This is a genomic window from Rheinheimera gaetbuli, assembly GCF_054781935.1.
In genome coordinates, this window is sequence record NZ_BAAGTL010000004.1 from 147,895 (window position 1) to 174,887 (window position 26,993).

Annotated in this window: 23 protein-coding genes; 18 read left to right on the forward strand and 5 right to left on the reverse strand. The window is 47.2% G+C overall.

All coding sequences use genetic code 11. The features are described from left to right. Positions 1-113: 113 nt before the first annotated feature. A complete protein-coding gene (locus ACYVIC_RS04865; protein ID WP_460857776.1) occupies positions 114-2,255 on the reverse strand; it encodes a TonB-dependent siderophore receptor in 2,142 nt (713 codons plus the stop codon). Between the two features lie 153 nt (positions 2,256-2,408). Between ACYVIC_RS04865 and ACYVIC_RS04870 the strand changes: the two genes are divergently transcribed. The 5 genes from ACYVIC_RS04870 (at position 2,409) to ACYVIC_RS04890 (ending at position 7,204) form a co-directional block, all read left to right on the forward strand. Next, positions 2,409-3,557: a PepSY-associated TM helix domain-containing protein gene (locus tag ACYVIC_RS04870; protein ID WP_460857778.1), complete on the forward strand. Its 1,149-nt coding sequence runs from the start codon at positions 2,409-2,411 to the stop codon at positions 3,555-3,557. Beyond that, positions 3,547-4,017 (forward strand): hypothetical protein, encoded by a 471-nt coding sequence (locus ACYVIC_RS04875; protein ID WP_460857779.1) that lies wholly within the window; start codon positions 3,547-3,549, stop codon positions 4,015-4,017. Before ACYVIC_RS04870 ends, ACYVIC_RS04875 begins: the two co-directional genes overlap by 11 nt. A 73-nt stretch (positions 4,018-4,090) precedes the next feature. Further along, positions 4,091-5,068 carry an NAD(P)/FAD-dependent oxidoreductase gene (locus ACYVIC_RS04880; protein WP_460857781.1) on the forward strand — a complete coding sequence of 326 codons (978 nt, stop codon included), beginning with the start codon at positions 4,091-4,093 and terminating at the stop codon, positions 5,066-5,068. Beyond that, a complete protein-coding gene (locus ACYVIC_RS04885) occupies positions 5,065-5,772 on the forward strand; it encodes an SDR family NAD(P)-dependent oxidoreductase (RefSeq protein ID WP_460857783.1) in 708 nt (235 codons plus the stop codon). Before ACYVIC_RS04880 ends, ACYVIC_RS04885 begins: the two co-directional genes overlap by 4 nt. 124 nt (positions 5,773-5,896) lie before the next feature. Beyond that, the gene (locus tag ACYVIC_RS04890) at positions 5,897-7,204 is read left to right on the forward strand and encodes a DUF2235 domain-containing protein (RefSeq protein WP_460857785.1); all 1,308 of its coding nucleotides are present in this window, start codon (positions 5,897-5,899) and stop codon (positions 7,202-7,204) included. Between the two features lie 61 nt (positions 7,205-7,265). Here the strand turns inward: ACYVIC_RS04890 and ACYVIC_RS04895 are convergent, their stop codons facing one another. The 4 genes from ACYVIC_RS04895 to ACYVIC_RS04910 are packed head-to-tail and all read right to left on the reverse strand — an operon-like array spanning position 7,266 to position 11,657. Continuing rightward, entirely contained in the window at positions 7,266-9,041 is a 1,776-nt protein-coding gene (locus ACYVIC_RS04895; protein ID WP_460857786.1) for a CIA30 family protein, read from the reverse strand. Continuing rightward, entirely contained in the window at positions 9,038-9,781 is a 744-nt protein-coding gene (locus ACYVIC_RS04900) for an ABC transporter permease (RefSeq protein ID WP_460857788.1), read from the reverse strand. Before ACYVIC_RS04900 ends, ACYVIC_RS04895 begins: the two co-directional genes overlap by 4 nt. Further along, complete coding sequence (locus ACYVIC_RS04905) at positions 9,778-10,698, reverse strand: ABC transporter ATP-binding protein (RefSeq protein ID WP_460857790.1); 921 nt, start codon at positions 10,696-10,698, stop codon at positions 9,778-9,780. The genes ACYVIC_RS04900 and ACYVIC_RS04905 overlap by 4 nt, the downstream gene beginning before the upstream one ends. Beyond that, the gene (locus tag ACYVIC_RS04910; RefSeq protein WP_460857792.1) at positions 10,698-11,657 is read right to left on the reverse strand and encodes an alpha/beta fold hydrolase; all 960 of its coding nucleotides are present in this window, start codon (positions 11,655-11,657) and stop codon (positions 10,698-10,700) included. Before ACYVIC_RS04910 ends, ACYVIC_RS04905 begins: the two co-directional genes overlap by 1 nt. 193 nt (positions 11,658-11,850) lie before the next feature. Between ACYVIC_RS04910 and ACYVIC_RS04915 the strand changes: the two genes are divergently transcribed. The 13 genes from ACYVIC_RS04915 to parS all read left to right on the forward strand — a co-directional run bounded on the left by ACYVIC_RS04915 (position 11,851) and on the right by parS (position 26,879). Continuing rightward, entirely contained in the window at positions 11,851-12,927 is a 1,077-nt protein-coding gene (locus tag ACYVIC_RS04915; protein ID WP_460857794.1) for a sensor histidine kinase, read from the forward strand. A 14-nt stretch (positions 12,928-12,941) separates the two neighbouring features. Continuing rightward, entirely contained in the window at positions 12,942-13,538 is a 597-nt protein-coding gene (locus tag ACYVIC_RS04920; RefSeq protein WP_460857796.1) for a response regulator, read from the forward strand. 259 nt (positions 13,539-13,797) lie between these two features. After that, positions 13,798-14,427, forward strand: a complete 630-nt coding sequence (locus tag ACYVIC_RS04925) for a TnsA endonuclease N-terminal domain-containing protein (protein WP_460857798.1) — start codon at positions 13,798-13,800, stop codon at positions 14,425-14,427. Further along, positions 14,427-16,277, forward strand: coding sequence for a transposase (locus ACYVIC_RS04930; RefSeq protein WP_460857800.1), 1,851 nt, complete (start codon positions 14,427-14,429; stop codon positions 16,275-16,277). Before ACYVIC_RS04925 ends, ACYVIC_RS04930 begins: the two co-directional genes overlap by 1 nt. Beyond that, the gene (locus ACYVIC_RS04935) at positions 16,274-17,299 is read left to right on the forward strand and encodes a TniB family NTP-binding protein (protein ID WP_460857802.1); all 1,026 of its coding nucleotides are present in this window, start codon (positions 16,274-16,276) and stop codon (positions 17,297-17,299) included. Before ACYVIC_RS04930 ends, ACYVIC_RS04935 begins: the two co-directional genes overlap by 4 nt. A 513-nt stretch (positions 17,300-17,812) precedes the next feature. Beyond that, on the forward strand, positions 17,813-19,279 hold the full coding sequence (locus tag ACYVIC_RS04940; RefSeq protein WP_460857804.1) for a class I SAM-dependent DNA methyltransferase: 1,467 nt from the start codon (positions 17,813-17,815) through the stop codon (positions 19,277-19,279). Then, the gene (locus ACYVIC_RS04945) at positions 19,279-20,511 is read left to right on the forward strand and encodes a restriction endonuclease subunit S (protein ID WP_460857821.1); all 1,233 of its coding nucleotides are present in this window, start codon (positions 19,279-19,281) and stop codon (positions 20,509-20,511) included. The genes ACYVIC_RS04940 and ACYVIC_RS04945 overlap by 1 nt, the downstream gene beginning before the upstream one ends. Then, positions 20,508-23,075: an EcoAI/FtnUII family type I restriction enzme subunit R gene (gene hsdR / locus ACYVIC_RS04950; protein WP_460857806.1), complete on the forward strand. Its 2,568-nt coding sequence runs from the start codon at positions 20,508-20,510 to the stop codon at positions 23,073-23,075. Before ACYVIC_RS04945 ends, hsdR begins: the two co-directional genes overlap by 4 nt. Before the next feature lie 239 nt (positions 23,076-23,314). Next, a complete protein-coding gene (locus tag ACYVIC_RS04955; RefSeq protein WP_460857807.1) occupies positions 23,315-23,821 on the forward strand; it encodes a hypothetical protein in 507 nt (168 codons plus the stop codon). A gap of 351 nt (positions 23,822-24,172) precedes the next feature. Beyond that, positions 24,173-24,604: a translesion error-prone DNA polymerase V autoproteolytic subunit gene (umuD, locus tag ACYVIC_RS04960; protein WP_460857809.1), complete on the forward strand. Its 432-nt coding sequence runs from the start codon at positions 24,173-24,175 to the stop codon at positions 24,602-24,604. Beyond that, entirely contained in the window at positions 24,601-25,878 is a 1,278-nt protein-coding gene (umuC, locus tag ACYVIC_RS04965; protein ID WP_460857810.1) for a translesion error-prone DNA polymerase V subunit UmuC, read from the forward strand. Before umuD ends, umuC begins: the two co-directional genes overlap by 4 nt. 221 nt (positions 25,879-26,099) lie before the next feature. Continuing rightward, positions 26,100-26,309: an MbcA/ParS/Xre antitoxin family protein gene (locus ACYVIC_RS04970; protein WP_460857812.1), complete on the forward strand. Its 210-nt coding sequence runs from the start codon at positions 26,100-26,102 to the stop codon at positions 26,307-26,309. A gap of 126 nt (positions 26,310-26,435) precedes the next feature. Further along, positions 26,436-26,879: a type II RES/Xre toxin-antitoxin system antitoxin gene (gene parS, locus ACYVIC_RS04975; RefSeq protein WP_460857814.1), complete on the forward strand. Its 444-nt coding sequence runs from the start codon at positions 26,436-26,438 to the stop codon at positions 26,877-26,879. Positions 26,880-26,993: the final 114 nt, after the last annotated feature.

Below are 26,993 nucleotides of genomic sequence, written 5' to 3' on the forward strand. Positions count from 1 at the left end.
GCCAGAAAAATGGCGTTAAAGTAGCGCTATCACGTCGTTATAAAGATGAACTGAATCAGCGATTATCACCGGCGTAGGACAGAGGGCGACTAGCGCCGCCCTCGTATCTGATATCAGAAGTTATATCGCAGGTTTGCACTGATAGCCCGGCGCTGGCCGTAGAAGCAATCTCCGCGTGCCAGGCAGGAGGTAATCACGGTTTTATCAGTGATGTTCTGTGCCTGCAGGCTTAAACTGTAATCACCGAAGTTGTAGCCAACCATCGCATCAACCAGCGTATAGCTGTCGGTGGTTAGTGGTTGGTTTAACACCACGTCATTTTGTTCAACAAAAGCCGTACCGTCTGAGGTTTCACCGACATAACGCACGCCGGCACCAAACTGCCAGTTTTGCAACACTGCCGGGCGCCAGGTGGCCCATATAGAGGCTAAATGCGCTGGCTGTGCTGACAGGGTTGCCCCCAACTCGCCCAGCCGGTTACTGTGGCTGACATAGGCATCGATATAGGCGTAGCTAGCGTAAATATCCAGCTGGTCCCAGGCCAGTTGGGCTTCAAGCTCGACACCTTTAGAGGTAACTTCGCCATCCTGCACCTGACCGTTGGGGTTAATCACCGCCGGATCGTTAGCCTGCGCCGCCGATAAGGTCGTAGTGCGATTTTGCTCGGTAATATCAAATACCGCAGCGGTTATTAAGTGCTCAGTACCCTTGGGTTGATACTTTATGCCAGCCTCCAACTGTTGGCCTTTTTTCGGCGCAAATGCCTTACCAAACGCATCGGTGCCCAGCAGGGGTTCAAACGATTCGCTGAAACTGAAGTAAGGCGAAATACCGCTGTCGAATAAGTACATTAAGCCCAGGCGGCCAGTAGTCGCATACTGCGTGGTGCTGGCGGCAATTTGCGGGTTAGTGGTTGCACGGTCGCGGCGCAAAGCAGCAGATACCAGCCACTTATCGGCGATTTTCATATTGTTTTGCAGATATACGCCAGCCTGATAAGTGGTACTGGAGGGGTTATCGGCGATATTCGCTTCGGTTGGCAGGTTGTCTACCTGACCATAAACCGGGTTATACAAGTCCAGTAAACCACCTGTTGCCGCATAGAAACTGTCGTTGTCAGTATAAGCATGCTGGTAATCAAAACCGGCAACCAGCGTATGTTCTACCATACCGGTTTGCAGCTTGCCGTGCAGCTGTAAATCGCTGGTCAGGGCGCGTGCGTCTGCGTCACTTAGATACACCACCCGGTTTACGCTGCGGTTGTCATCCTGGAGCCTTGGTGGCCAGCCGTACATAGTATGGTAATCGGCGTGGCTGTCGCTGTAGCGACTGGCTAAACGTAACTGCCAATCAGCGGTTAGGTCGTGTTCAATAATCGCGGTTAAGGCTGTTTGCTCAGTGTCGTATTTGTCAAAGCCTGGCTCAGAGACAAAGCGGTTACTGGGGATCTGGCCAAATTCGTTGGCCAATATAGTGCCTTTGTGTGGGAAAAACTGTGTGCTGGAGCCGGATTCATTTTGCTGATAATTGGCCAGAATCGTAATTTTAGTGGCGTCGCTGGCCTGCCAGCTAACTGAAGGTGCCAGTACCACACTGTTATCCGGCACGTAGTCTGTTTGAGTATCGCTGTCACGCCACAGCGCCACCATGCGGCCCTGCAGTGAGGCATCGTCATTTAACGCGCCGGTAATGTCACCGGCTAACTGCTTACGTGAATAGTTACCCAATTGCGCCCATAATTGGCCACTGGTGACCGGTTCTGGCTTTTTGCTGACCAGATTAACAATACCGCCAATCGATCCCTGGCCATACAGCACTGAGCTTGGGCCTTTTAAGATTTCAATTTGCTGCAGCGCATAGGGCGCAATACGCACATTATTGTAAAAACCAAACAGCGATTTTAAGCCATCCAGATACTGCACCGGAGACACACCGCGAATTTGTGCCCAATCACCACGGGTATCCAGGCCATAAGGGCCGTTGTACAAACCAGAAACATAACCCAAAGCATCTTGCACCGTTAAGGCGCCCAGATCGGCAATACGCTCTTCAGTCAGTACCGACACCGACAGCGGCGTTTCAATAATCGGTGTATCGGATTTTGCGCCTGAAGCACTAACATAAGAAATTAAACCGCGTGAGCTTTTTATCGTGATCACTTCAACCGCATCTTCAGTGGTGGCAGTTTGTTGCTGGGCATACAGCGGAGATGTCAGCGCGACGGCGATACCGGCAGCGAGCAGCGAGTACTTCATAATAGGCAGATCCTGTGGCTAGGGAGAATAATGGCGCAACATCATAAATGAGAATATATATCAATTGCAATACGTGTTGATAATTGTTCTTGTTAACATTAGTATGTTTGGCATTGGTTAAAGTACATTAATTTCTCACTAGGCATGGCAATAATGGCAAAACTCAGCAATCGTTTTTGGTTTCAGTTACATGGTTGGTTTTCACTGCCCATTTGGCTGATTTTCTGCTTTGTTTGTGTAACCGGTACTATCGCCGTGTTTAGTCATGAGTTAACCTGGCTCACCAACCCGGCCTCGCGCGCTAGTAACCCGGACAACCTGCCAGCAAAACCAGTGGCCGAACTGGTCGCCGCAGTTGAGCGTGCTCATCCGACGGCAGATGTCGGCAGCGTTATGGTGCTTGAACCCTATCTGGTGAATGCGGTTATTTTTTCCGATCACGACAAGCCACAAGCGATTGCTTATGTGAACCAATACAGCGGCGAGATCCAGCAAATAAATCAAGGCATTACATTTATCGGTTTTATGCGCAGCCTGCATGGCTGGTTGCTGTTTCCGTGGCAGAGCAGCTATAGCGTCGGCTATTACCTGGTATCTGCGATGGCGTTGGTGATGCTGGGCGCGCTGGTTACCGGCCTTATCATCTACAAAAACTTCTGGCGCAGCTTTACTCAGCCAAAGATCCGCTTTAATCAAGGCAAAAAAACCATCCTTACCGATTTACACCGCTTAGCAGGCGTTTGGTCTATCTGGTTTTTGATGGTGATGAGCGCGACCGGTCTGTGGTATCTGGTGCAGGCTGTGATGTGGCATGCCGATATTGATATAGAACCGCATGCACCATTGGTAGCGGTAACAGATATACCGGCGCAGCAAAGCGCCCCTCCGGTTAGTTTTGCCGATGCTATGCAGATTGTGCAGCAGCGCTTCCCAGACTTTCAGCCCAGCTATTTAATGTTACCCGAGCATAATCGCGGCATGTATAACCTGATAGGCGGCGGCGAGCATATCTTTTACGATAAGTACTCGTACAATCTGAGCATTAACCCCTGGACGGGCGACATAGCCCACGAAAAATCGCCTGAAACCATGACCACTTTGCAAACGATAGCGCATATTGCCGACCCGTTACACTACGGTACGATAGGCGGCATCTGGACTAAAGCTATCTGGTTTTTGTTTGGCCTGCTGCTATCCGGCATGTCCATTACCGGTTTTATGATTTGGGGCAGCCGTACTGTTAAGGCCGTGCGTGAGAGCAATAGCGCTGCTGCGTTACAGGAGGTTAACCATGGCGCGTAACAACAGTTTTTGGCAACGCCACAAATACAAACTAAATGGCCTGGTGTTACTATTACCATTTTGGTTTTTATACCAATCACTGACGCCAGAATTTCCAGCTGCCTGGCCAGTAAAGCAGGCCGGTGAATTTGAAATAGCCCCTATGCCGCTTAATCTGGAGCCGCCTTATGCTCACCACGACGAATACGTTAAAGACTTTATGCTGATGTTTAACAAAGGCGACATCAGCGCTATACGTCAGGGCTATTTAAATATCGGCCCTACGGCTTTGCCGCTGGCGCAGTTGCAACAAGGCGAAGAGGGTATAATGCATGGCAGCCGTCATAGCCAGCATGTGCATGCCATAGCACCGGTAGCTTTTTCTGCCGGCGATAAAGTCTGGCTAACGCTGCAAACCTGGCAGGGCGAACTACTGATTACCAGCTGGGACTTACCGGCAACGTTGTTGCAGCAAAACTAACGTCAGGCTGATCGCGCTGTGTTGCACCAACGTAACCCTTGCTGATATTCGACATTATGTAAGGAAACTCAGCGTGACCATTGCAATTATCGGTGCCGGTATGGCTGGCGCGGCCTGCGCCATGCAACTGACCCGGCAAGGCCGGCAGGTTGTGCTGTTTGACAAAGGCCGAAGTGCCGGTGGCCGTATGAGCAGTAAGCGCATAGAGCCCGGCTATCTTGACTTGGGTGCGCAGTATTTTACTGCCCGCGACGCGGCTTTTGCTGCGCAGTGTCAGCGCTGGCTGCACGGTGGGCTGATAACACAATGGCAGTGCCGTTTAGCTGTGGCTGAAGCCGGCACAGTCACCGCATCACCTGATGATACTGTGCGTTATGTTGGTGTGCCGTCAATGCAGGCGCCGGTTGTGGCTATGCTCGATTCGCAAACTGTACATACCCGCTGCCAGGTAGAGCAGCTGGCGTTCGATGGTAAACAGTGGACGTTATTTAGTGCTGGCGCTGCACTGGGGCAATTTAGCCAGCTTGTTCTGGCATTACCGCAACAACAAGCAGAGCAACTGCTCAGCACCGCTATTAGCGTTGGTACTGAATTTAACCCGCTATTTGCCATGCCGGCTTTGTTACCTTGTTGGGCGGTTAATCTGCAGCTTGAGCAAGACCCCTGGCCTTATGATGGTGTTTTCGTAAAAGGTGATCAGTGTGTTAACTGGTTAGCGCGGCAAAGTGCCAAGCCGGGCCGTTGTCACGGCGAGAATTGGTTGTTGCATTTTACACCGTCGTTCTCACAGCAATATCTCGAAGCAGATTCAGCCTGGATCGGCCAGCAAGCTATGCTGGCGCTGCAACAACTGACTGGTAGGCAACTTAATGGCCGGGTAAGTCACTGCCATCGTTGGCGTTATGCCCAACAAAACCCGAATTTCCCGGTGCACGGTATGCTTTACCGCCCAGATTTGGCATTGGGGTTTGCCGGCGACTGGTTAAATGGTGGCCGGGTAGAAAATGCCTGGCTAAGCGGCAGGCAACTGGCGCAGGAGCTGATGTTATGAGCCAGGCAGTGTTAATTATTGGCGGCGGCAGTGGTATTGGTTTGGCGCTGGCACAGCATTACCTTAATAGTGGAGCGAAAGTAACCCTAATCAGCCGGCAGCATTTAACTGCTATTTCGGGGGTTGAATGGTTGCATGACCCTTTAACCGCTGAAAAGCATAGCGCAGCGATAGTAGCGCAGGCATTAGAGCAGAAGCCCGATACTATTTTTATCTGTAATGGCGTGCTGCATGATGACAAAGCCATGCCGGAAAAAACTATCCGCCAGTTGGATATCGACATACTGGCAGCGCGTCTGGCTAGCAATGTGCAGGTGCCTGCGCTGTATCTTAAGCTGCTATTTAGCTACTTATGCAAGCAGCCAGCAGTAAAACTGCTGGCGCTCAGTGCTAAAGTTGGCAGTATCAGCGACAACGCCCTGGGCGGCTGGTACAGTTACCGTATCAGCAAGGCCGCGCTGAATATGCTGATTAAAAACCTGAGTATTGAAGTAGGCCGACTCAATAAAACCGCAGCTATTGTCAGCGTGCACCCCGGCACCACTGACACCAGGTTGTCTGCGCCATTTCAAACTAACCTGCCCGAAGGGCAATTGCAAACGCCAGCTATGACGGCAGAACGGTTAGCTTTAGTTGCAGCTCAGTTGACAGCGACTCAAACCGGGCAGCTATTGCACTGGGACGGCAGCGTGTTACCGTGGTAACAGTACGATAAGCCTCCACGTCTTCTTCCGTACGTTTTTTGCTCAACCATAAGCTATACTGGAGCTTTGAACCTGCGCCATAGTCGCTTTGTGATACGGCGCTACTTTGCTTAGGAGCACTGCTATGGCAGCGGCAAAACGGATTATTATATGTTGTGATGGCACCTGGAATGAGCCGGATGAAGATCCAACCAACGTAACCAAACTAGTGCGTAGTATCAGACCACAGGCGGCTGATGGTATGCATCAGGTGGTATTTTACGATAAGGGTATCGGCACCGGCGATATGATAGACAAATACATCGGTGGTGCCTTTGGCTACGGTATGGAGCACAATGTGCTGGAGGGCTACCGTTTTTTGGTACATAACTACCAACTGGGTGATCAGCTGTACTTTTTTGGCTTTAGCCGCGGCGCGTTTACCGCCCGTGCCCTGGTTGGCCTGATACATAGCATAGGCCTTATTGAAAAACACCAGCTAGACCAGTTGAAACATGCCTACAAATTTTACCGCACACCACCAGACAAAAGGCCCGCTTTAGAGTTTGACAACAATTACCGGCCAGACATTCACATGGTTGGCGTGTTTGACACTGTCGGGGCTTTGGGCGCGCCTACCCCGTTGCTGGGTAAACTAACCCGGCATTGGGTGGGGTTTTATAATACCCATATCAGCCCGCTGGTTAAGCATGCTTACCATGCTTTAGCACTGGACGAGCGGCGCGGCCCTTTTGCGCCGGATTTATGGACCGGCAGTTTAAATGACGATCAACATATGGAGCAGTGCTGGTTTGTTGGTGCTCACTCAGATATCGGTGGCGGTTATCAGCAATGCGGTTTATCAGATATTACTCTGCAGTGGATGGCGGGTAAGGCACGTAGTTTGGGGCTGGATTTTAATCAGGAGTACCTGGATAAGCACTTCAAGCCGGATATGCAGATGCAACCACATGATTCTTTTGGGCTGGGCTATAAAATAATGAAAAAACTGGGTAGCAAAGAAGTGGTTCGCCGCCTGTACGGTGACCCTGCCAACCCGCCGCTCAATGTCAGTATTCACGACAGTGTGTATCAGCGCATTGCTATTGGCAATTACCAGCCAAGTAATCCAGACTTCCCCTCAATTGATAAAGCTGGAGCGCTAAATAAGCGCAACGCTCCGGCTGCGCTATCAACGGATAAACCGACCGACCGGCGCGCCCGGAACCGCTATATTGCCAGTGATACACCGCTGGTGCAGCTAACAATAAAAGAATTTGCCGCACAGTGTCAGTTATTGGATTTCAGCCACGGCGGTGGTGCCCGTATTCAGTACAATGGCGAATTAAACAAAGGTGACAGCCTGAGTATTGAATGCGAGCAATTAGGCAAACACAGTGCCCAATGCGTGTGGAAAAAAGGCAACCAATACGGCCTGCAGTTTGCTGCCTGAGTTTGGCCGCTAATAATGCGGGCTTAATTGCATTAAAGACTGCCGTGCTTGGCGCGGCAGTCTATTGCTGTTCCAGCTTTATTATTTCCAATTCAAAAGCAAAGCTGCCCTGAGGGCCAATCCAGCTAAACATGCTGACGTTGGCGGTATCGAGCCCGGTAAAGCCACTCAGAGGTAGCGTCACCCATTGCCAATCACTTGTAACGGGAAAAACCTGAGTGGCTGGCATCCAGCTGCCTGTGCTAAAGGCATCCAGCCGATATTGTCCGGGCGTGCCACGAATACGAAAGCGCAGTTGTTGTAATGCGCTTAGATCGCTTCCTTGCCCCATTGCTCTAGCAAGCTGCCAGCTAAAACCTGCCCAAGGGTGAGTGAAGCCCGCCTGCACAGTGCCTTGCACATGCATGGCTTGCCGGGGTTGCCAGTGTAATTTTGCAAAGGAGTTACCCAACATGACTCTGTCATCACTGGCTAAAAAGCTGCCCTGGCGTGGTTGCTCGCTATGGCGAAAATCTGCAATCGTGCCAGGCAGCATAGCGTCAGCTGTGTTAGCCACTCTCTCAGACTGACGCCAGCCATGTTTCCAGATACCGATGGGGTGCCACAGTGTGGTTAAGTCTTCCTTTGGATCAGTTGCCAGTAGCAGGAAATCCGCTTTTGCACCGGCCCTTAAGTGGCCATGCGCAGGCAAGTTAAAAGCTTTGGCAGTCTGACCAGTGGCACTGTGCAACACCGCATCCACAGGAAGACCAGCCTGTCGCAGTAATTCCATTTCTACCACCATACTCACGCCATGGGCGGTGTTTGGATTAGGTGCATCAGTGCCGGCCAGGATAGGAATACCGGCATCATACAAGCGCTTCACATTGTGTTGTAACTGAGCAAAGCCGCGCGGGTTTTTAGCACCAAAATTAAACTGCTGTTGCAGCTGGCTTTTTATACCCGGGGTTAACCAATCCGCTGGTTTTTCGAAGATCAGCTGCTGATTAATTTTTTGCTGTAAAAAGCCTTCCATTACCACCATGGTTGGAATAATAAAGCTGTCATTGGCTTGCATTGCGGCAATCAACTCATCTGAAACCGGCGCATCATAAAAGCCATGCACCAAACCGTTGGCACCGGCTTTAATGGCCTCCAATGCCGATTGCTGGTCTTCAATATGCACCAAGGCAAGCAAGCCATGTTGCTTTGCTGCCTGAATAATGGCGGTCACAGTGGCTAAATCAAGTGATGCCTGTCCGGCCTTACGGGCTTTTTCACTACGGTAGACAACTTTAATCCAGTTGGAGCCTTCGGTTTTACGTGCTAACACAAATGGCTCTGCGTCCTCGGGCCCCGCCAGCACAGGTACTGCGATGCCATACTGGGTACCGTGACCACCGGCAACGGTAGCCAGCAAGCCGGCGCCAAACATGTCCGCGTTGGCTGTCTTGGCGGTGCTTAAGTGCTGCGCTTGCTGTGCTGTAAGCAAATCAAGCGGGCTAAATTGATCCAGCACAGTGCTGACACCAAACTGCAGATTTTGCTGCAAATCGTTGCTAAACGCCATGATATGCACGTGCGCGTCAATAAGCCCCGGCACCAGCCAATAGCCTTTGCCATCGATCACGGTCATGTCGTTGTTGGGCGCCGCTTTATGCCACTGCGCTATCCAACCATCCCGAACTTCCAGATAGTGGTTGGCATGCCAGCTGTCACCGTCAAATAACTGTACCGGGCCTATAACAAAACTGTTTGCTGGTCCTGACGGTTGTTCCGGCTTGAATTCAGGCTGCGGTAGCAGATAAAAAAACAGTGCCAGCGATGCTGCAATACATAGGCTAATCAACAGCTTCATACTTTGGCTCCTGTCATACGTTTAAACGACCACGCCGCCAGTACCGCCAATAACAGGCTGCTGACCAGCAGAAACAGTAAATGCAGCCACAATGCATGGCCCTGGCCCATATTAATAATTTTCAGGCCAATTTGTGACAAGTGGTAGCTGGGCCAGATCCAGCTGGCTTGCTGCAATAGCGTGGGCATTATATGAATGGGCAACCAGAGACCGGATAACAGCGCCATTGGCAGGTAAATCAGGTTAACCACACCCGGCGCGGCTTTATCGCTGAGTGTTAAACCCAAAGTTAGGCCAATAAGCGCAAAAGGTGTCGTGCCCAGCAATAATACCAGCGCCAGCAGTAGCCACTGGCTGCTGTGTAACCGCACATCGGCAAACACTGCGGCGATGCTGAATAATGCCACTATGATCAGCAGAGCAAACACCAGCGATGTGGTGAACTTAGCCAGTAAGTAAGCCGCGGCAGGCATCGGCGATAGCCGCTTTAAGGTTAACCAGCCGTGGGCGCGGTCACTGGCAATATTGATGGCAAAATTAAACATGGCCGGGCCCATAATGCCAAAACAGCCATAGGTTACTAACATATAGCCACTGGCGGCACCGCTGTTAAATACCACGCCAAAAAACAGATAAAATACCGCTGGAAAAGCCAGCGACGGTATAACAAAGCCGGGTGTGCGCCAAACACTGATTAAGTCGTACCAGGCTTCTTTGCGATAGATTGCGGCTGTGTTCATGCGGCTTGCTCCTCTGTTGTTTGGCTAGCTTGAGTAAGCTGCAAGAACGCCTGTTCCAGCGCGACCGGCCGCACTTCCAGCTGAGTTACGCTGTCGTCAGCCAGCAGCAGCGCTTTAACAGTGTGCTCAGCCTGGTTGCTATGCAAAATAACCAGGTTTTTGTCGTGCTTAAGCTGCTGCACACCTGGCAGAGCAGCCAGAGCTTCATCTGTTAAGCGGCTTTGGCACTGGATCAGCTTATAAGCGGTTAAGGCTTTCAGTTCAGCTGGGCTACCCTGAGCAATAATCTGACCATGATGTAGCACCATAATGCGGTCGGCCAGTTGTTCGGCTTCTTCCAGATAGTGGGTGGTCAGTACTACGGCGACACCTTGCTGTTTTAGTTGGCGTATTTGCTGCCATAAACTTTGCCGTGCGGCTACGTCCATGCCCAGCGTAGGCTCGTCCAGAAACACCAGCTGTGGTTTGGCGGCCAGTGCCAGCGCGAATAACAGCCGTTGTTTCTGGCCACCTGATAAACGGCCAAAACGCTGCTGGCTGTGTTGCTCCAGCCCGGCCAGCGCAACCAGCTCTGCCGCGCTGTAGCCGTTGGTATAGTAACTGCTGAATAAATCGCATTGCTCAAAAACGGTTAAATTGGCGCTTAAGCTGCCGATTTGCATCATCACCCCCAATTTTTGCCGCAACGCAGTGCTGCGGTTGCTACCGGCTTGCAACTGCTCAAATAGCCTGACCTCACCGCTGTCTGCCTTTACCAGGCCTAAAATAATGGATATCAGCGTGGTTTTACCGGCGCCGTTCGGCCCCAGAATACACAGCACCTCACCGGCAGCCATTGTCATATCCAGACCGGCCAGCACCGTCGCGTTGGCATAACATTTGGTTAGCCCGGTTACCTGCAGTGGCAGCGTATTCATTACAAAGCTCCTCTGCGGTTGTTTTTCAGAAACTGCTGAATGTGCTGGTTTAACCACTCTGGCGCATCAGCCATAATGAAATGCTTAGACTCACGGGCAAACGCAAAGCTGTGATATTGTGTCGGTGCATTAGTTAACTGATTTTCATAGTTTTTTTGCACCTGTTCTGGCGTGCTGTAAGGCGCGCCATGTTGCAGTGCACCCAGGGTTAGCACCGGTACGCGGATCTTGCCAAGCTGAGGCCGTAAATCAGCCCGCATCAGCTCGCCCATTACCCGGCCGGACGTAGCACCGTCTGAGCGGTACATATCGGCCACTATACGCTGTTGCCATTGCTCATTGTTTGCCATGCTTTTCGCCATACCCATAGGGTCGAAACTGCCACGCTGTGGCTGGCTTGGTTTGTCTGCGGTAGCTGCGTTGCCAGACGGGGCGGCGTCTTGTCCGGCGCGGTTTTGCGCAAACAGTGCACCCAACGCCGGTAAGCCATCGACGTTAATCGCGCCGCCAATTTGCTCTGGTGCCCCAGCGGCTAATGCCAGTGCCAGATAACCGCCCAGCGAGTGGCCAATTACCACCGGTTTGTCCAGCTGTTGTTCACTGATATAACGCAGAATGGCCTGTTGCTGTGTTGCCAGGTAGCCCTCGCCCCAGCTTTGCATGGGTATAGGCTTAACACCGGCAAAACCAGCCAAAGTAAAAATATGCAGCTGATAAGCGCCCTGTAGTGTCTCGACAGTGCTTTGCCAAACGTCACCGGACGACGCCACGCCGGGAATTAAAATAACTGCCGGCCCCTGGCCGAGCACTTTAACGTCAAAGCAGGCGCAACTTTGTTGCTGCTGTGTTGCTGCCACCGGCTCTGGCGTTTGCGCTGCTGTGGCTGTCAGGCTAACTACGCTGCCGGTTAAACCCAGTGCCAGAACCAAAGTGCGGATAGAGGTGTTAAGTGTTTTCATGTTAAAAGCCCCGTCAGTGTTGTTATGTCTGCAATGTTGATAGGGCCAGTTTAGGTTGTGGCGGCAGCTGGCACAGCTAACGCTTGTCATCAGTTGGCCATGACAAATGCCACCGCGTAATATGACCTTTGTCACTGGCGCTAACGGCGTGATACTGATTACACTGACCGCCTGCCGATAGCGGGAGCGAGCAATGACGCCATACGATAGACTGGAAAGTAAACTGAGCTGGGTTTATCTGATAAACCTTGTTTTCTATATTATTCCGCTATTTACCGTGCGCTTTGCGCTATGGCAGTATTTAAGTATGGCGGCGGCCTTGTTGTTGTTTCTGTTTTGCTACTTTTGGGCCTATCGCTGCAGTCGCCGCGACATGCACTGGCCGATAGCCGGTATAATAGCGGTGGCAACGTTGATCACCCCGGTAAACCCCGGCGCTATCTCAATGTTCGCCTATGCCGGTTTTTTTATCGGCTATGCCTATCCGGTACGACGCTTTTTAGTATTGATGACGCTACTTATCGCCTTGTTGGTAGTATTGGAGCTGACACTGACCATTCACTGGAACCTGTTTCTGATCATGGGTGTGCCGATTGTACTAAGTGTCAGTTGGCTGGGCCGTGCCGAACAGTCAAAGCAGCTGCACCGCCTGGCAGAGCTGCAAAGCGAAGATGAAATTAAACAACTGGCAACCATGGTAGAGCGCGAACGCATTGCCCGCGATTTACACGATATTCTTGGCCATACCTTATCCAGCATTATTTTAAAGGCCGATTTAGCGGAAAAACTGCTGGCACGCCAGCATACAGATGCTGCGCAACAACAGCTGAGCGAACTGAGCCAGATAGCACGTGAAGCACTGAGCCAGGTGCGGCAAAGTGTGTCGGGTTATAAACATCAGGGGTTGGCCGCCGAAGTCACTAAATTGCTCAGCCGTTTGCGTGATGCCGGTTTTCAGGCAGTGCTAAAGGGCGACATACCGCAGTTAGATGCCAGGCGGGAAACGGCACTGATTTTGGCACTAACAGAATTGGTTACCAATGTGATTCGGCACAGCAAAGGCGACAGTTGTAGCCTGAGCTTTTTGCAGCAAGCTAATGAGTTTACCATTTGCCTGAGCGATAACGGCCAGGCCATTGAGATTAAAGAAGGTAATGGCATTGCTGGCTTACGCGAGCGTTTAGCCGCTATCGGTGCCAGCCTGGCGCTGCAGCAACATGATGGCGTAACAGCCCGTATTCAACTGCCACTGCAAGACAACGCACTATGACAGGAAGCTACGCAATGAACATTTTACTGGCTGAAGATCAGGCCATGATCCGCACCGCACTGGCCAGCCTGTTGCGTCTGGAGGGGGGGTTTACGGTAACAGAAGCGGCCGATGGCAATGCGGCACTTACGCTGCTAAAGCAACAAAGCTTTGATTTGCTGCTAAGCGATATTGAAATGCCGGGCAAAAGTGGTATTGAGTTGGCACAGTATATCCAGCAGCACAAATTGGCGACCAAAGTCGTTATTGTTACCACCTTTGGCCGCGCAGGCTACGTGAAACGGGCAATGGATGCCGGTGTGGGCGGCTTTTTATTAAAAGATGCCCCGGTAGAGCAACTGGTACAGGCTATTCAGCAGGTAATGGCCGGTAAGCGGGTGGTAGACAGTGAATTGTTACTTAACTCGCTGGGTGAACAAGACCCGCTCAGCGACAAAGAGCGCCAGGCACTGCGCCTGGCAAGCGAAGGCAAAAGCACCAGCGAGATTGCCGGCGCGCTGTATATTGCCGAGGGCACAGCGCGCAATTATTTATCCGACGCCATCAGCAAACTTAATGCTGCCAACCGCATAGACGCCGCCCGTATTGCGCGGCAGAAAGGCTGGTTGTAGCAGCAAAGTCACTTTTGCCATGTTATGCTGCTACCAGAGCAGAGCAAGTGTCGCTGAAACCATACTTTGACATAATATAACCATAGTCTGACAAATTTAAAGCATAGCTTGACATAAAATAGACTTCTGTAACTTTACAACATAATTAATATGCATTAATATCATTGACTTACCTGAAAATATAAGCATAGTCTGACAAATTTGACAATTTTCCAGCATCAAGTACTATAGATAAACTTAAATTACTTGAGTTTTACTCATGTACATTAGAAGCCTGCGTAAACCCTCACCCAATAAAAACGTATTTAAATTCGCTAGCGCCAAAGTTGGTGAAACCATTATGTGTGAGAGCTCATTGGAGTTTGATGCTTGCTTTCACCACGAGTACAATGAAAAAATAAAAGCATTCGGTAGCCAGCCTGAAGGGTTTTATTACGATTTTGAAGAGAAAAAACTACCCTATACACCCGATGCCATAATTTTCTTTTATGATGGGTCTGTAAAACTCCATGAGTACAAACCTTACAGCAAAACTTTCGATCCCATCTTTAGAGCTAAATTTTTAGCCAAAAAAATAGCTGCCCAGTCCTTGGGTATTGACCTTTTGTTGATAACGGAACGCCAGATTCGTGTAAATCCTCTTCTAAACAATCTTAAAATTTTGCATAGGTACTCTGGAATTTACGGTTTGAATACAATTCAAATTGAACTGATTAATCTCATTAAGAAAGCGGGCAGGATCAGTGTTAATGATGTTGCAAGCAAGCATTCATTGACAGTGGGTGAAACTCGCTCACACTTATATTCCCTAATAAATAGAGGGCTGATTAAAACCAACTTAAACCATGATGATCTAGTTTGTAATCCCTCAGTATGGTGTTTAACTTGATGAGTTTTGAAGATGAATTTATAGAGTCAGCACTAACTAACAAACCTGACACACCTATTGAATATGTGAAGTTAGATGATGCAAGAATACTCAATCGAGATTTAGATACCTTTGCTGATTCTTTAAAAGAAAGTGCGCTCGATAAGTATCAGCTTATCTCCTTATTGGAGAAAAGAGTAACAGGTGGATGGACGCAAAAAAACTTAGATCCAATTCTCGATGAGTTTTTTAATGACACCACAGACAAGCGGCCAAATTGGCGAACGGTAGTCCGCTGGCGTAAAAGTTACATCGATAGTAACGGTGATCTTGTGTCATTGGTTGCTAAACGACACAAAATGGGTAACAGAAAGAGTCGAACTCAAGGTGACGAAGCTTTTTTTGAGGCTGCATTATCTCGTTTTCTTGATGCAAAGCGGCCGTCGGTGTCAACTGCTTACAAATACTATAAAGATGCCATAACTATAGAAAATCAAAGCATTATTGATGGCCAAATCCCGCTCATTTCTTACACGGCTTTTAATCAAAGAATAAAATCTTTGCCTCCTTATCCGCTGGCTGTCGCAAGACACGGTAAATTCATAGCAGATCAGTGGTTTGCATACTGCTCGTCTCATATACCCCCAACGCGAATATTAGAGCGGGTAGAAATCGACCATACTCCTCTTGATTTAATCCTGCTTGACGATGAATTATCTATCCCACTTGGCCGGCCCTATTTAACCTTAATGGTTGATGTTTTTAGTGGTTGTGTTTTGGGGTTCCACTTGAGTTATCGGTCACCTTCATATGTTTCAGCTGCCAAGGCAATCGTACACGCAATAAAACCTAAATCATTAAAAAGTATGGAGATAGAACTCCAAAATGATTGGCCATGTTTTGGCAAAATTGAAAATTTGGTTGTAGATAACGGCGCTGAGTTTTGGTCGAAAAGCCTGGAACATGCCTGTAGGGAGGCAGGAATAAACATTCAATATAATTCCGTTCGTAAGCCTTGGCTGAAACCGTTTGTAGAGCGTTTTTTCGGAATGATTAACGAAACCTTTTTAACTGAAATGCCAGGAAAAACCTTTTCAAATATTCTCGCCAAAGAAGACTACAAGCCCGAAAAAGACGCGATTATGCGTTTTTCTACTTTTGTCGAAGAGTTCCATCGTTGGATTGTCGATGTCTATCATCAGGATACAAATTCAAGAGAAACTCGCATTCCAATAAAGCGGTGGCAACAAGGTTTTGATGTTTTTCCACCACTTGAAATGAGTTCCGATGAGGAAGAACGCTTTAAAGTACTTATGTTCACCTCTGATGAAAGAACGCTTACTAGAAATGGGATCAAATTTGAAGAGTTGATGTATGACTCAACTGCGCTATCAGATTACAGAAAACACTATCCGCAAACCCCTGACTCAATAAAAAAAATCATTAAAGTTGATCCTGATGATTTATCAAGTATCCATGTCTACCTTGCAGAATTAGATGGCTATCTTAAAGTCCCATGTACTGATAAAAGCGGCTACACCGAAGGCTTAAGTCTGCATGAACACAAAGTCATTAAGCAGTTTAATCGTGAAGAGATACGCGAAGGAAGAGACAACTTGGGATTAGCAAAAGCTCGTATGGCAATTCACGCACGAGTAAAGCAAGAACAAGAAGCTTTTATGGCATCCAAAGCACAAGTAAAAATTTCTGGGGCCAAAAAGCAAGCTCAACTCGCAGATATTAGCAATACTGGTAAAGGTACCATTCACGTTAAAAAAGATGCTTCAATTAATTTAGCCGCTGAGCAACCTCACCCTGAATTTGGCAACATTTTAGAAAGCTGGGATGATGATTTAGAGGCTTTTGAGTGAACGTTTTGACCCCTCACCAAATTGAGCAGTTAAAGATATTCAGCGACTGCTTTGTTGCATATCCTCTGGTCAAAGATATTTTTAATGATTTTGATGAATTAAGGTTTAATCGAAAATTTCAATCTGATCAGCAATGTATGTTACTTACCGGGGATACAGGCGTTGGTAAAAGTCACTTAATAAACGAATACCGGAGGCGTACTTTAGCCAGCCAAAATTATGGCAGAGAGACTATGCCAGTCTTGGTAAGCCGGATATCAAGCGGCAAGGGTTTAGACGCCACTCTAACTCAAATGCTCGCAGATTTAGATCGCTTTGGTGGCCATCAACAGAAAAGGCGTGGTTACAGGACAGATTTAAGGAAAAAGCTGGTTGATAATTTAACAAGAGCCCAAGTCGAACTTCTCGTAATTAACGAGTTTCAGGAATTGATTGAGTTTAAAACCGGTTTAGAACGGCAACACATTGCCAATGGACTGAAATATATAAGCGAAGAAGCAAAAGTACCAATTGTTCTTGTTGGAATGCCCTGGGCTGAGCAAATAGCTGAAGAGCCACAATGGTCGTCGCGTTTAGTTCGAAGAAGAAAACTTGAATATTTTAGTCTCCAAAATGACAGCAAGCTTTTTCGCCAATACTTGATGAGTCTGGCTAGATTCATGCCTTTTAACTCAGCGCCAAAGCTAGAAGATAAAAATTTTGCAATTCCATTGTTTGCAGCATGCAAAGGTGAAAATAGGATGCTAAAACATATACTTGTAGAATCGTTAAAAATAGCACTGAACGCAGGGGCGAATACATTCGAAAAACAGCACTTAAGTGAAGCCTACGATGTTATTTTTAAATATAAAAGTAGTAACGAGGAATCAAGCAACCCGTTTACAGTGCCATTAGATAAAGTATTAATTTCAGAAGTTGTAAAGCCATCCAGATATAACCCTAACGCCCTTAATCCTGAAGATAAGTTAATCACTCGTGAATATTCGACTTATAAAACATTAGCTCAGCTATTGAGCAAATAAATATCGAGCCCTCCGTGTGCTGTCACAATTACCAATTAGCTGGTGCGGTGCCTGCACAAAGATAGTATCTTCTTGCGCCGCTGCTAAATACGCCGTAAATTCGTACCTATAAAAAACTTTGCGCTATTTAACCATTTCGATGCTCATATTGTTGCTAAATTGCCTTTAATTATCAGCAATTAAAGCATTATTGCGTTCACGCGATGACGGATTTAAAAAAGAATTTACAGGCTAAGGCCTATCAGGGACTAATCACCAATGTTTGAACAAACCTTTAAGAATATCGACGACATACTGCACAAAGATGCTGGCTGTTAATTAACCGCCATAAATCTACTTGCCCCTATGTTTAATACACCGTAAATTCATTTATATAGAAAAGCGAACTCCGTTTAAGGGTTATGATGCTATTCCAAATGCGCCGAACCGCACTGCGGCATGCTGAGCAGCGCAAACGCGATTACAGATTTGAGATGAATTTGTAGGCTAAGGCCTATCAGGAATTAACCACCAATGTTTGAACAAACCTTTAAGAATATCGACGACATACTGCATAAAGACGCTGGCTGCTCCAGTGAACTGGACTACACCGAACAAACCTCCTGGATGCTATTTTTAAAGTATTTGGATGACCTGGAGTTTGCAAAATCGCAGGAAGCGGAATTGATGGAGCAGGAATACAGCTACATCATTGATGAAGCACACCGGTGGAGCGAATGGGCTGCCCCTAAAAAAGCCGACGGTAGTTTTGATCACGACTTGGCCCGGACCGGCAAAGACTTAATGGAGTACGTAGATGGTGAACTATTCCCCTACCTGAAAGGTTTTAAGCAACGGGCTGAACACCCCAATACCATTGAGTATAAAATTGGCGAGATATTCGGTGAGATAAAAAACAAAATTCAAAGCGGCTACTCGCTGCGTGATGCACTGGAAAAAGTAGATGAGCTGCAATTTCGCTCACAAGAAGCCAAGCACGAGCTGTCGCATCTGTACGAAGTAAAAATTAAAAACATGGGTAATGCCGGGCGTAACGGTGGCGAATATTATACACCCCGCCCATTAATTCGCGCCATGATTGACGTGATAAAGCCAAAAATTGGTGAAACCATTTATGACCCGGCAGCAGGCTCGGCCGGTTTTTTGTGCGAAGCTTTTGACTATTTACGCAAAGGCGGCGCAGAAAAACGCCAGCTTAAATCCAGCGACTTAACGGTACTGCAAGAAAGCACTTTCTACGCTAAAGAAAAGAAGTCGCTGGCTTATGTTATCGCCATTATGAATATGATTTTGCATGGTATTGAAGCGCCAAACGTGGTTCACACCAATACTTTGGCGGAGAGCCTGCAGGACATCACGCCTAACAAGCAGCATGACATTATCCTGGCTAACCCGCCCTTTGGTGGTAAAGAGCGACCAGAAGTACAGCAAAACTTCCCGATCAAAACCGGTGAAACCGCATTCCTGTTTTTGCAGCACTTTATTAAGGCACTCAAGCCGGGTGGCCGCGCAGCTATCGTGATTAAAAACACTTTTTTATCTAATACCGATAATGCTGCTGTAGCCCTTCGCAAAGAGCTACTGGAAAACTGCAACTTACATACTATTCTCGACTGCCCCGGTGGTACCTTTATTGGTGCCGGTGTTAAAACAGTAGTGTTGTTTTTCACCAAAGGCGAACCGACCCAAAGCACTTGGTTTTATCAGCTTAATGTGGGCCGTAATATGGGCAAAACCAACCCGCTAAATGACAATGACTTAAAAGAGTTTGTGCAGTTGCAGGCCAGTTTTGCTGATTCTGATAACTCCTGGTCATTAGCCACCTGTAAGTTGGATAGCAGCACCTGGGACTTATCGGTTAAAAACCCTAATGCCAAAGAAGAAACAGCTCTGCGTGACCCCAGAGACATTATCCAAGAAATTATTGCGCTCGATAAAGAGAGTGAAGCGATTTTGGCCAGTATTCAGGAGCTGCTGTGATGATTCCAAAGGTCACTCTTAGCGCTCTTTTTCAGATTGGCTCCAGCAAGCGTGTCTTGAAGTCCCAGTGGCGTGATTCTGGCGTTCCCTTTTATCGAGGAAGGGAAGTAACAAAGCTATCTCAAGATGGTTGTGTCGAAAATGATTTGTTTATCGATGAAGATTTGTACGAACAGCTTTTAAAAAAATATGGCGTTCCAACACAAGGCGATATCGTCATAACTGCGATTGGAACCATTGGTAACACATATATCGTAAAAGACAATGATAAGTTCTACTTTAAAGACGCCAGTGTTTTATGGCTGAAAAGAACTTCTGATGTGGTTAGCGAGTATATAAACTACTGGTTCAAATCGACTTTAATGAGAGAGCAGCTTGAAGTAGGAAATGGTGCAACAGTCGACACGTTAACTATTTCAAAACTTCAGAGTCTAATTGTCCCGATACTGTCGGTCTCCGAACAAAAACGCATAGTCGCCATTCTCGACCAAGCCTTTGCCGATATTGACCAAGCGCGCGCTACCGCTGAAACAAACCTGAAAAACGCCCGTGAGTTGTTTGAAAGCTACTTGCAGCAAGTGTTTAGTCAGCGTGGTGAGGGTTGGATAGACACAACTATTGGTGATGAAACTGACTTGCTGACAGGATATGCTTTCAAAAGTAGAGAATATGTGGAACATACTGATAGCGTGCCTTTGATTCGTGGTGACAATATTGTTCAAGGCAAGTTGCGATGGGATGGAGTTAAATTGTGGCCCAAGGATAAAGTGTCAGAGTTTGAAAAATATTTGCTTGCGGAAAGCGATATTGTTTTAGCGATGGATCGCACATGGGTTAAAGCCGGTATGAAATATTCTAGAATAACTGAGGATGACTTACCTGCATTGTTGGTTCAACGGGTGGCAAGGTTGCGCTGTTTAAAGTCTCTCAATTCAGATTATCTTTATCATCTGGTTGGCAGTAAGCTTTTCGAGAGTTACGTTATTTCAATTCAAACTGGTCTTGGAGTGCCTCATATCAGCGGTAAGCAGATACAGAGTTTCAGGTTTAAAAAACCAGATAGCAGGCATCAAAAATTAGTAGTTGATACATTAAATAAATTAGCAAATAACGTTTTACAGCTAACAGAGATATATCAAAAAAAGCTCTCGTCTTTAGATGAACTCAAAAAATCTATCCTGCATAAAGCCTTTACTGGCGAGCTAACTAAAAGCAAAGGAATTGCTGCATGACACTTATCCCGAAGAACAAAGCAAACCGTAACGAAGCCGATACCCGCGCTGATTTAATTGACCCGCAATTAAAACATGATGGTTGGGGCCTGACAGCGGCGAGCTTTATTCGACGGGAAGTAATTTGCCCGGGGCGTATTCTTACTGGTGGTAAACGCAGCCAACCGGTAAACAGCGATTACGTGCTGGTGTATAAAGGCCGCAAACTAGCGGCGATTGAAGCGAAGAAAGAAACCTTAAGTTACACCGAAGGCGTGCGCCAGGCGAAAGATTATGCCGAGCGCCTGCAATGCCGATTGGCCTATGCCACTAACGGCCACGACATTTACCAGATTGATATGGTTACTGGTGACGAGCAGCTGGTAGAACGGTACTTGTCGCCAGATGAATTGTGGTCGCTTACCTTTAGCGCAAAAGATGAAAATGCACCCGATTACAAAAAAGTATGGCGCGAACGCTTTACCGCCATTCCTTTTGAGTTAAAGGGTGACTGGCAGCCGCGTTATTATCAGGAAAACGCCATTAATAATGCTCTGGAAGCCATTGCAGGTGGCAAGCAAAGAATACTGCTTACCTTAGCTACTGGCACCGGCAAAACCTGTATTGCTTTTCAAACCGCCTGGAAGTTATTTCAAAGCCGTTGGAGCTTAACCGCCCAGAAAAACCCGGAGTTAGCCAAGCGCCGTCCACGCATTTTGTTTTTAGCCGACCGCAACATATTAGCCAATCAGGCATTTAATGACTTCGGCCCCTTTGGTGAAGACGCTTTAGTGCGTATTAACCCGGATGAAATACGCAAAAAAGGCTCAGTGCCTAAAAATGCCAGTGTGTTTTTTACCATTTTCCAAACTTTTATGAGCGGCCCAAATCAAGACGTCGAAGAAAGTGAAGAAGATGAAGTAATTCAAGATGAAAATGCCTATTACAAGCAATATCCTGCTGATTTTTTCGACCTGATTATTATTGATGAATGTCACCGCGGCGGTGCAAATGATGAAGGTAATTGGCGCAATATTCTTAAGCATTTCTCGCCTGCGGTACAACTGGGCTTAACCGCCACGCCAAAACGCACAGACAACGTAGACACCTACCACTATTTTGGTGAGCCGGTATACAGCTATACGCTAAAGCAAGGCATTAACGACGGCTTCTTAACCCCATTTAAGGTTTATCCCATTGTGGGAACGATGGACGAATATGTCTATACCCCGGGCGATGGTGTTGTAGTACGAGGTGAACCAGAGCCAGGTAGGTTATACAAAGAAGGTGACTTTAACCGTATTATTACTATCCCGGCGCGCGAAGAGAAACGTGTTCACTACTGGATGGATTTGTTTAAACCCCATGAAAAAACCATCGTGTTCTGCGCCACTCAGGAACATGCCGGTATGGTTCGTGATTTCATCAACCAGTACGCCAAACAAAAAGGTTGGACAACTAACACCAACTATTGTGTTCGCGTTACCGCTAACGACGGTGCCGCCGGTGAAAACGACCTGAAAATATTTCAGGATAACGAGAAAACTATTCCGACCGTTTTAACCACGTCGCGTAAGCTTTCTACCGGTGTGGATGCCCGTAATGTGCGTAACATCGTACTGATGCGCCCCTGTAACAACATGATCGAGTTTAAGCAAATTGTTGGTCGCGGCACACGCATGTATGAAGGTAAGGACTACTTCACCATTTATGATTTTGTAAAAGCACACCATAACTTTGCTGATCCGGAATGGGACGGCGAGCCCCTGCCACCAGAAAATGTTTGTGAAGTATGTGGTAATACGCCTTGTAGCTGCGAAAAAGTACCGTGTAGCATTTGTGGCTTTAGCCCATGCGGTTGTCCAAAAGCGCCTTGTGCCGAATGTGAAAGCGAGCCTTGTCTGTGTGAACCGCCGGCCTGTACTGTTTGTGGTAGCGCGCCCTGTAGTTGTGAGCCGATCGAATGCCAGGTATGTAACAGCACACCTTGTATTTGCCAAAAAACCGAGAAAATCACCATCGAACTGAGTGATGGCAAAACCCGGCAAATAAAACATATCTCATCGGTAATGTATTGGTTTGGCGATAAACCGATTACCGCGAAAGAATTTGTTGAACGGCTGTTTTCAGACTTGCCACAGTATTTCGAGAACGAAGATCAGCTACGTGAAATCTGGAGTGACCCGGCCACCAGAGAAAAGCTTCTCAATAGCCTCTCAGAAGCCGGCTACGACGAAGAAAAGCTAGAAGGCATGAAAGATCTGATAGATGCCAAAGACAGCGACGTTTACGACGTGCTGCGCTATGTGGCCTATAACAGGGAAGCAATGAGCCGTGACCAGCGTGCTGCGGTGGCTAAACCCGGAATTAAGGCTGCGTTTAGTAACGATAAACAGCAACAATTTATCGATTTTGTCCTGAGTAAGTACGTTGAAGACGGTGTAGCAGAGCTTTCTACCAGCAAAATGCGCAGCTTAATTGAACTGAAATACCATACCATTGGCGACGCAGTAAAAGAGTTAGGTACCACGGCCGCTATCCGCGAAACGTTTATTGGTTTTCAGCGGCATTTGTATGAGAGGTAGAGGCAATTGAGATGCAGGATGAATCTTTAACAGGGTTTAGTTAACAAACTTATGAGGCTTATTTTCTCTTACTTTAGGGCAAGTAAAAGCAACTTTGAAAATTAAAATTTTGCAATTCGTACCATGCTAAAAAGTACCTGAGTGGTGTATTGTTACCTCTCAGGGCTGAGACACCTTTTTTCCTTGTGCTGCTCCAAGTCTGTCAAAAACCGGACGTTAATTTTATCAAAGTTGAAAATATGTCGAAAAACTTTAGACAGTCAGTTGAAGAAGTATTTAACGATATTCAGAAATTTACTGATGACATACAAGAGTTGGCTGTCTTTGCGTTAGAGCAAGGACGCATGGGCAATATTCAGTATGCAAACCAACTTGTGGAGCTAGTAATCAAATCCGAAATGCTCGAGCCAAATTTCATAATCGAGTGGTTTGAAGTCTTCGGGAAATTAAAGTGGAATAACAAAAAAGGAAGACTTGTAAACTACGAACAAGGAAGGTGGTTACTATCAAAAGCCCAAGCTGTGCATTGGGCAGAAATTCCCTTGGGAAAGTTGTCAAAGGGTATGCCGCCAAAGCAGAACGTGCAAAAGTTGAACTATGAGCATTTAACAGAAGATAATTTTCCCACAGCAATACACTCATATCTTCAGGCTCATCCTGTCAACAGTTCTCTCATCGGACAAAAAGGATTACCCGCAGATAAAAATCGATGGGGAAAATACAAAATTAAATTAAAACGGAGATAGTTCACTAACGAGCACGGATTGCTTTAAAAATCGCATAATTGGTGGTTAAAACATCCTGAGAAGTCACCATCACACTCCAATCCAGCAAAACTAGACTACTAGTAAACACGCATAATCTCTTCTGAAATAAATAACGAATGATGGTGTGTAGCTGATATGAACACCTATCCAACAGCTATATATTTGCCAAAGCAAGTGCAAGTAGCTCAACCCCTTATCCTTAGCCATCTTCAAATTGTTTTACCACCTGACAAGTTAGCGCTCAAAATCGGAAGTAATTTATGTCATAACGTAAATTGCCAATTTCTGCACGACTGATATACTGTATTTATATACAGTTTTGAGGTTTGTATGTCAGCAGTATTTATAGGCAATGCCGATAACTGGCCAAAGCGCCCGATCCCGTTTTATAGTGACCCTGTTAAAGCTGGTTTCCCATCTCCTGCCCAGGACTATGTTGAACGCACACTCGATCTAAACGAGCTGTGTATTCGCCATCCGAATGCGACTTTCTTTGTTCGTGTGGAAGGCGACTCGATGATTGAGGCCGGTATTTATGATGGTGATGTACTTGTAGTAGACCGTTCAATAGATGCTGAACATGGCGACATAGTAGTAGCTGCCATTGGCAGTGAATTTACGGTGAAAGAGCTATGCACCCATCCAAAGTTTCTGCTGTTACCTCGCAATCCGGCGTACCAACCCATAAAGTTACGTGATGGTGATGAGCTAAATATTTTCGGTGTGGTGACTAACATTGTCCGGCAATTAAAACGCAAATGAATCCTGATGTGTTCGCACTGGTGGACTGCAATAACTTCTATGCTAGCTGTGAAAAATTATTCCGGCCAGACTTAGTAAACACCCCCGTAGTTGTACTCTCCAATAATGATGGCTGCGTAGTCGCTCGCTCAAGAGAAGCCAAAAAGCTCGGTATCAAGATGGGAGTGCCGTTGTTTCAGGTGCGAGAGCTAATGAAAAAACACGGCATCAAGGCGTTTTCTTCTAACTACGCCTTATACGCTGATATGTCACAGCGGGTCATGAGTACCCTAGAAAATCTGGCTCCCCGTGTTGAAGTATACTCAATAGACGAAGCGTTTCTGGACTTGACTGGTGTCAGTTATCACAAAGGTCTAACCGACTTTGGCCTCACGATACGACAGACTATTCAAAAGTGTATAGGCATAACTGTTTGTGTTGGCATAGCGCCGACTAAAACCCTATCAAAGCTTGCCAACCATGCAGCCAAAACATGGCATAAAACAGGCGGCGTGGTGGATTTAACCAGTAATGAACGGCAGCGAAAGTTACTGGCACTGCTGCCAGTAAATGAAGTTTGGGGCATTGGCGGTAAACTAACAAAGCGATTGCAGCAGCTGGGTATCAATACGGCACTACAACTTGCAGATGCTGACCCCAAATATATCCGGCAGCATTTCTCGGTAGTGGTAGAGCGCACCGTGCGTGAACTTAATGGCGAGTCTTGTATCGCGCTGGAGGAAATCGCGCCGACGAAAAAACAGATTGTCAGCAGTCGGGCTTTTGGTGAACGCATTACCGACAAACAATACATGCGGGAGGCTATAAGTGAATACATCAGCCGCGCCTGCAAAAAGTTACGCCAGGAGCAGCAGGAAGCAAAGTACTTGACCGTCTTCCTGCGTACCAGCCCTTTCAGCGATACAGACGCGCCTTATAGCGCCAGTAAAAGCGTTGAGCTTGATAGCCCAACCAGCGACACCCGGGTTTTCCTGGCCAAAGCAATGCAGCTTTTAGACGGCCTTTGGCTGGATGGGTATAGGTACGCCAAAGCCGGCGTGATGTTGTCAGACTTTTACGACCCAGGTGTATCTCAACCCGGGCTTTTTGATGAGCCGCTCATTAAAAAAGAATCAGACCAGCAGCTAATGCAGCTGATAGATAATTTAAACGCCAAACATGGCAAGACCATTTGGTTTGCCAGCCAGGGTATCAAGCAGGACTGGAGTATGAAGCGTGAGCTGCTATCGCCGGCATACACCACCAACTGGCAGGATTTACCTGTCGCGAAGTAAAGCAGCACAAAGTTAAATACAGCTGTGAAGCCATGCTCATTTAAACTTATAATTAAATTGTCATTACAGACCGGGACCAGGAAACTGGAGTAGTGATGCCGGAGCAACGTTCCCCCAGCCCGTGAGCGGGATAAAAAGGCCACCCGGATTTATACCAATCGAGGCATTATTTAATAGGCTCTTTCAAAACAGTATCCACCGCGGTTATTTAAGGCAAGTAAATGCAAAAAAATCAAACTTGTTCAAAACTGCAGCTAGAGCATGAGCTAAATGTTTTTTTCAATAATGACAAGGCTCTGTTAGATGAATGGCTTGATACGCCAATCCCAAGGTTTGATGGTCAACGCCCCCGTAGCCTGCTCTTAACAGAGGAAAAACGCAGAGAGCTGCTTCAAGTGCTGCAAGAGATGAAGTTTGGGGATATGGCTTAAAGTTTTGCATTCAGAGCCAATAACTGAAGTAACGTCGCATTAAGACCAGTCCCAAACATTGTTTTTCTCGCAACTTAGAACGGAATATTAAATCCTATGATAGAGAATTACCTTTAAAGGAACAGCATGACGGAAACCCGAAAATACCTGCCAGCTCACGCTCCTAAGAGTATTTGGGCAGAACTTAAACTGCCAAATGAAGATGCCAGGGTTAGAGCGATGGTAAAGTCAGGTTTTAGCGTTGGGTTGCTGTCCAATGTAGCGAACATTATTGGTTTAGGCCCGGCTTTAGTAGCACAGTCGCTTGGTATTACCAGTACGACGCTGGCACGCCGACGAAAACATGGTCACTTCACCCGTGAAGAGAGCGATCGTATCTTTTGTCTTATCCAAGTGACAGACCGCGCAACAGATCTTTTTGAAGGTAACCGAAAATCAGCAGCCCAATGGATGCAAACATCAGTACCTGCGCTCGGGCAAAAGCAACCGATTGAAATGCTTGAAACGACCGCAGATACCTTAGCCGTCTTAAAGCTAATTACCCGGCTAGAATTCGGAGTCCATTCCTAACTTAGGAAGCATATTGTTGAGTTTGGGGAAAAGCCTTAATTCCGCTTTGAGCGAAAAGCAGAGATTCAGCACCTCAACACAATCCGCATGCGAATGACCGCTTTTACCGCAAAA

Bases quoted from the DNA above. Each gene is read 5' to 3' on its own strand.
- ACYVIC_RS04870 (WP_460857778.1), top strand. From the start codon at position 2,409: ATGGCAAAACTCAGCAATCGTTTTTGGTTTCAGTTACATGGTTGGTTT.
- ACYVIC_RS04875 (WP_460857779.1), top strand. From the start codon at position 3,547: ATGGCGCGTAACAACAGTTTTTGGCAACGCCACAAATACAAACTAAAT.
- ACYVIC_RS04905 (WP_460857790.1), bottom strand. From the start codon at position 10,698: ATGAATACGCTGCCACTGCAGGTAACCGGGCTAACCAAATGTTATGCC.
- parS (WP_460857814.1), top strand. From the start codon at position 26,436: ATGACGGAAACCCGAAAATACCTGCCAGCTCACGCTCCTAAGAGTATT.
- umuD (WP_460857809.1), top strand. From the start codon at position 24,173: ATGTCAGCAGTATTTATAGGCAATGCCGATAACTGGCCAAAGCGCCCG.
- ACYVIC_RS04970 (WP_460857812.1), top strand. From the start codon at position 26,100: ATGCAAAAAAATCAAACTTGTTCAAAACTGCAGCTAGAGCATGAGCTA.
- ACYVIC_RS04940 (WP_460857804.1), top strand. From the start codon at position 17,813: ATGTTTGAACAAACCTTTAAGAATATCGACGACATACTGCATAAAGAC.
- ACYVIC_RS04945 (WP_460857821.1), top strand. From the start codon at position 19,279: ATGATTCCAAAGGTCACTCTTAGCGCTCTTTTTCAGATTGGCTCCAGC.
- hsdR (WP_460857806.1), top strand. From the start codon at position 20,508: ATGACACTTATCCCGAAGAACAAAGCAAACCGTAACGAAGCCGATACC.
- ACYVIC_RS04910 (WP_460857792.1), bottom strand. From the start codon at position 11,657: ATGAAAACACTTAACACCTCTATCCGCACTTTGGTTCTGGCACTGGGT.
- ACYVIC_RS04885 (WP_460857783.1), top strand. From the start codon at position 5,065: ATGAGCCAGGCAGTGTTAATTATTGGCGGCGGCAGTGGTATTGGTTTG.
- ACYVIC_RS04865 (WP_460857776.1), bottom strand. From the start codon at position 2,255: ATGAAGTACTCGCTGCTCGCTGCCGGTATCGCCGTCGCGCTGACATCT.
- ACYVIC_RS04915 (WP_460857794.1), top strand. From the start codon at position 11,851: ATGACGCCATACGATAGACTGGAAAGTAAACTGAGCTGGGTTTATCTG.
- ACYVIC_RS04895 (WP_460857786.1), bottom strand. From the start codon at position 9,041: ATGAAGCTGTTGATTAGCCTATGTATTGCAGCATCGCTGGCACTGTTT.
- ACYVIC_RS04890 (WP_460857785.1), top strand. From the start codon at position 5,897: ATGGCAGCGGCAAAACGGATTATTATATGTTGTGATGGCACCTGGAAT.
- umuC (WP_460857810.1), top strand. From the start codon at position 24,601: ATGAATCCTGATGTGTTCGCACTGGTGGACTGCAATAACTTCTATGCT.
- ACYVIC_RS04920 (WP_460857796.1), top strand. From the start codon at position 12,942: ATGAACATTTTACTGGCTGAAGATCAGGCCATGATCCGCACCGCACTG.
- ACYVIC_RS04900 (WP_460857788.1), bottom strand. From the start codon at position 9,781: ATGAACACAGCCGCAATCTATCGCAAAGAAGCCTGGTACGACTTAATC.
- ACYVIC_RS04925 (WP_460857798.1), top strand. From the start codon at position 13,798: ATGTACATTAGAAGCCTGCGTAAACCCTCACCCAATAAAAACGTATTT.
- ACYVIC_RS04955 (WP_460857807.1), top strand. From the start codon at position 23,315: ATGTCGAAAAACTTTAGACAGTCAGTTGAAGAAGTATTTAACGATATT.
- ACYVIC_RS04930 (WP_460857800.1), top strand. From the start codon at position 14,427: ATGAGTTTTGAAGATGAATTTATAGAGTCAGCACTAACTAACAAACCT.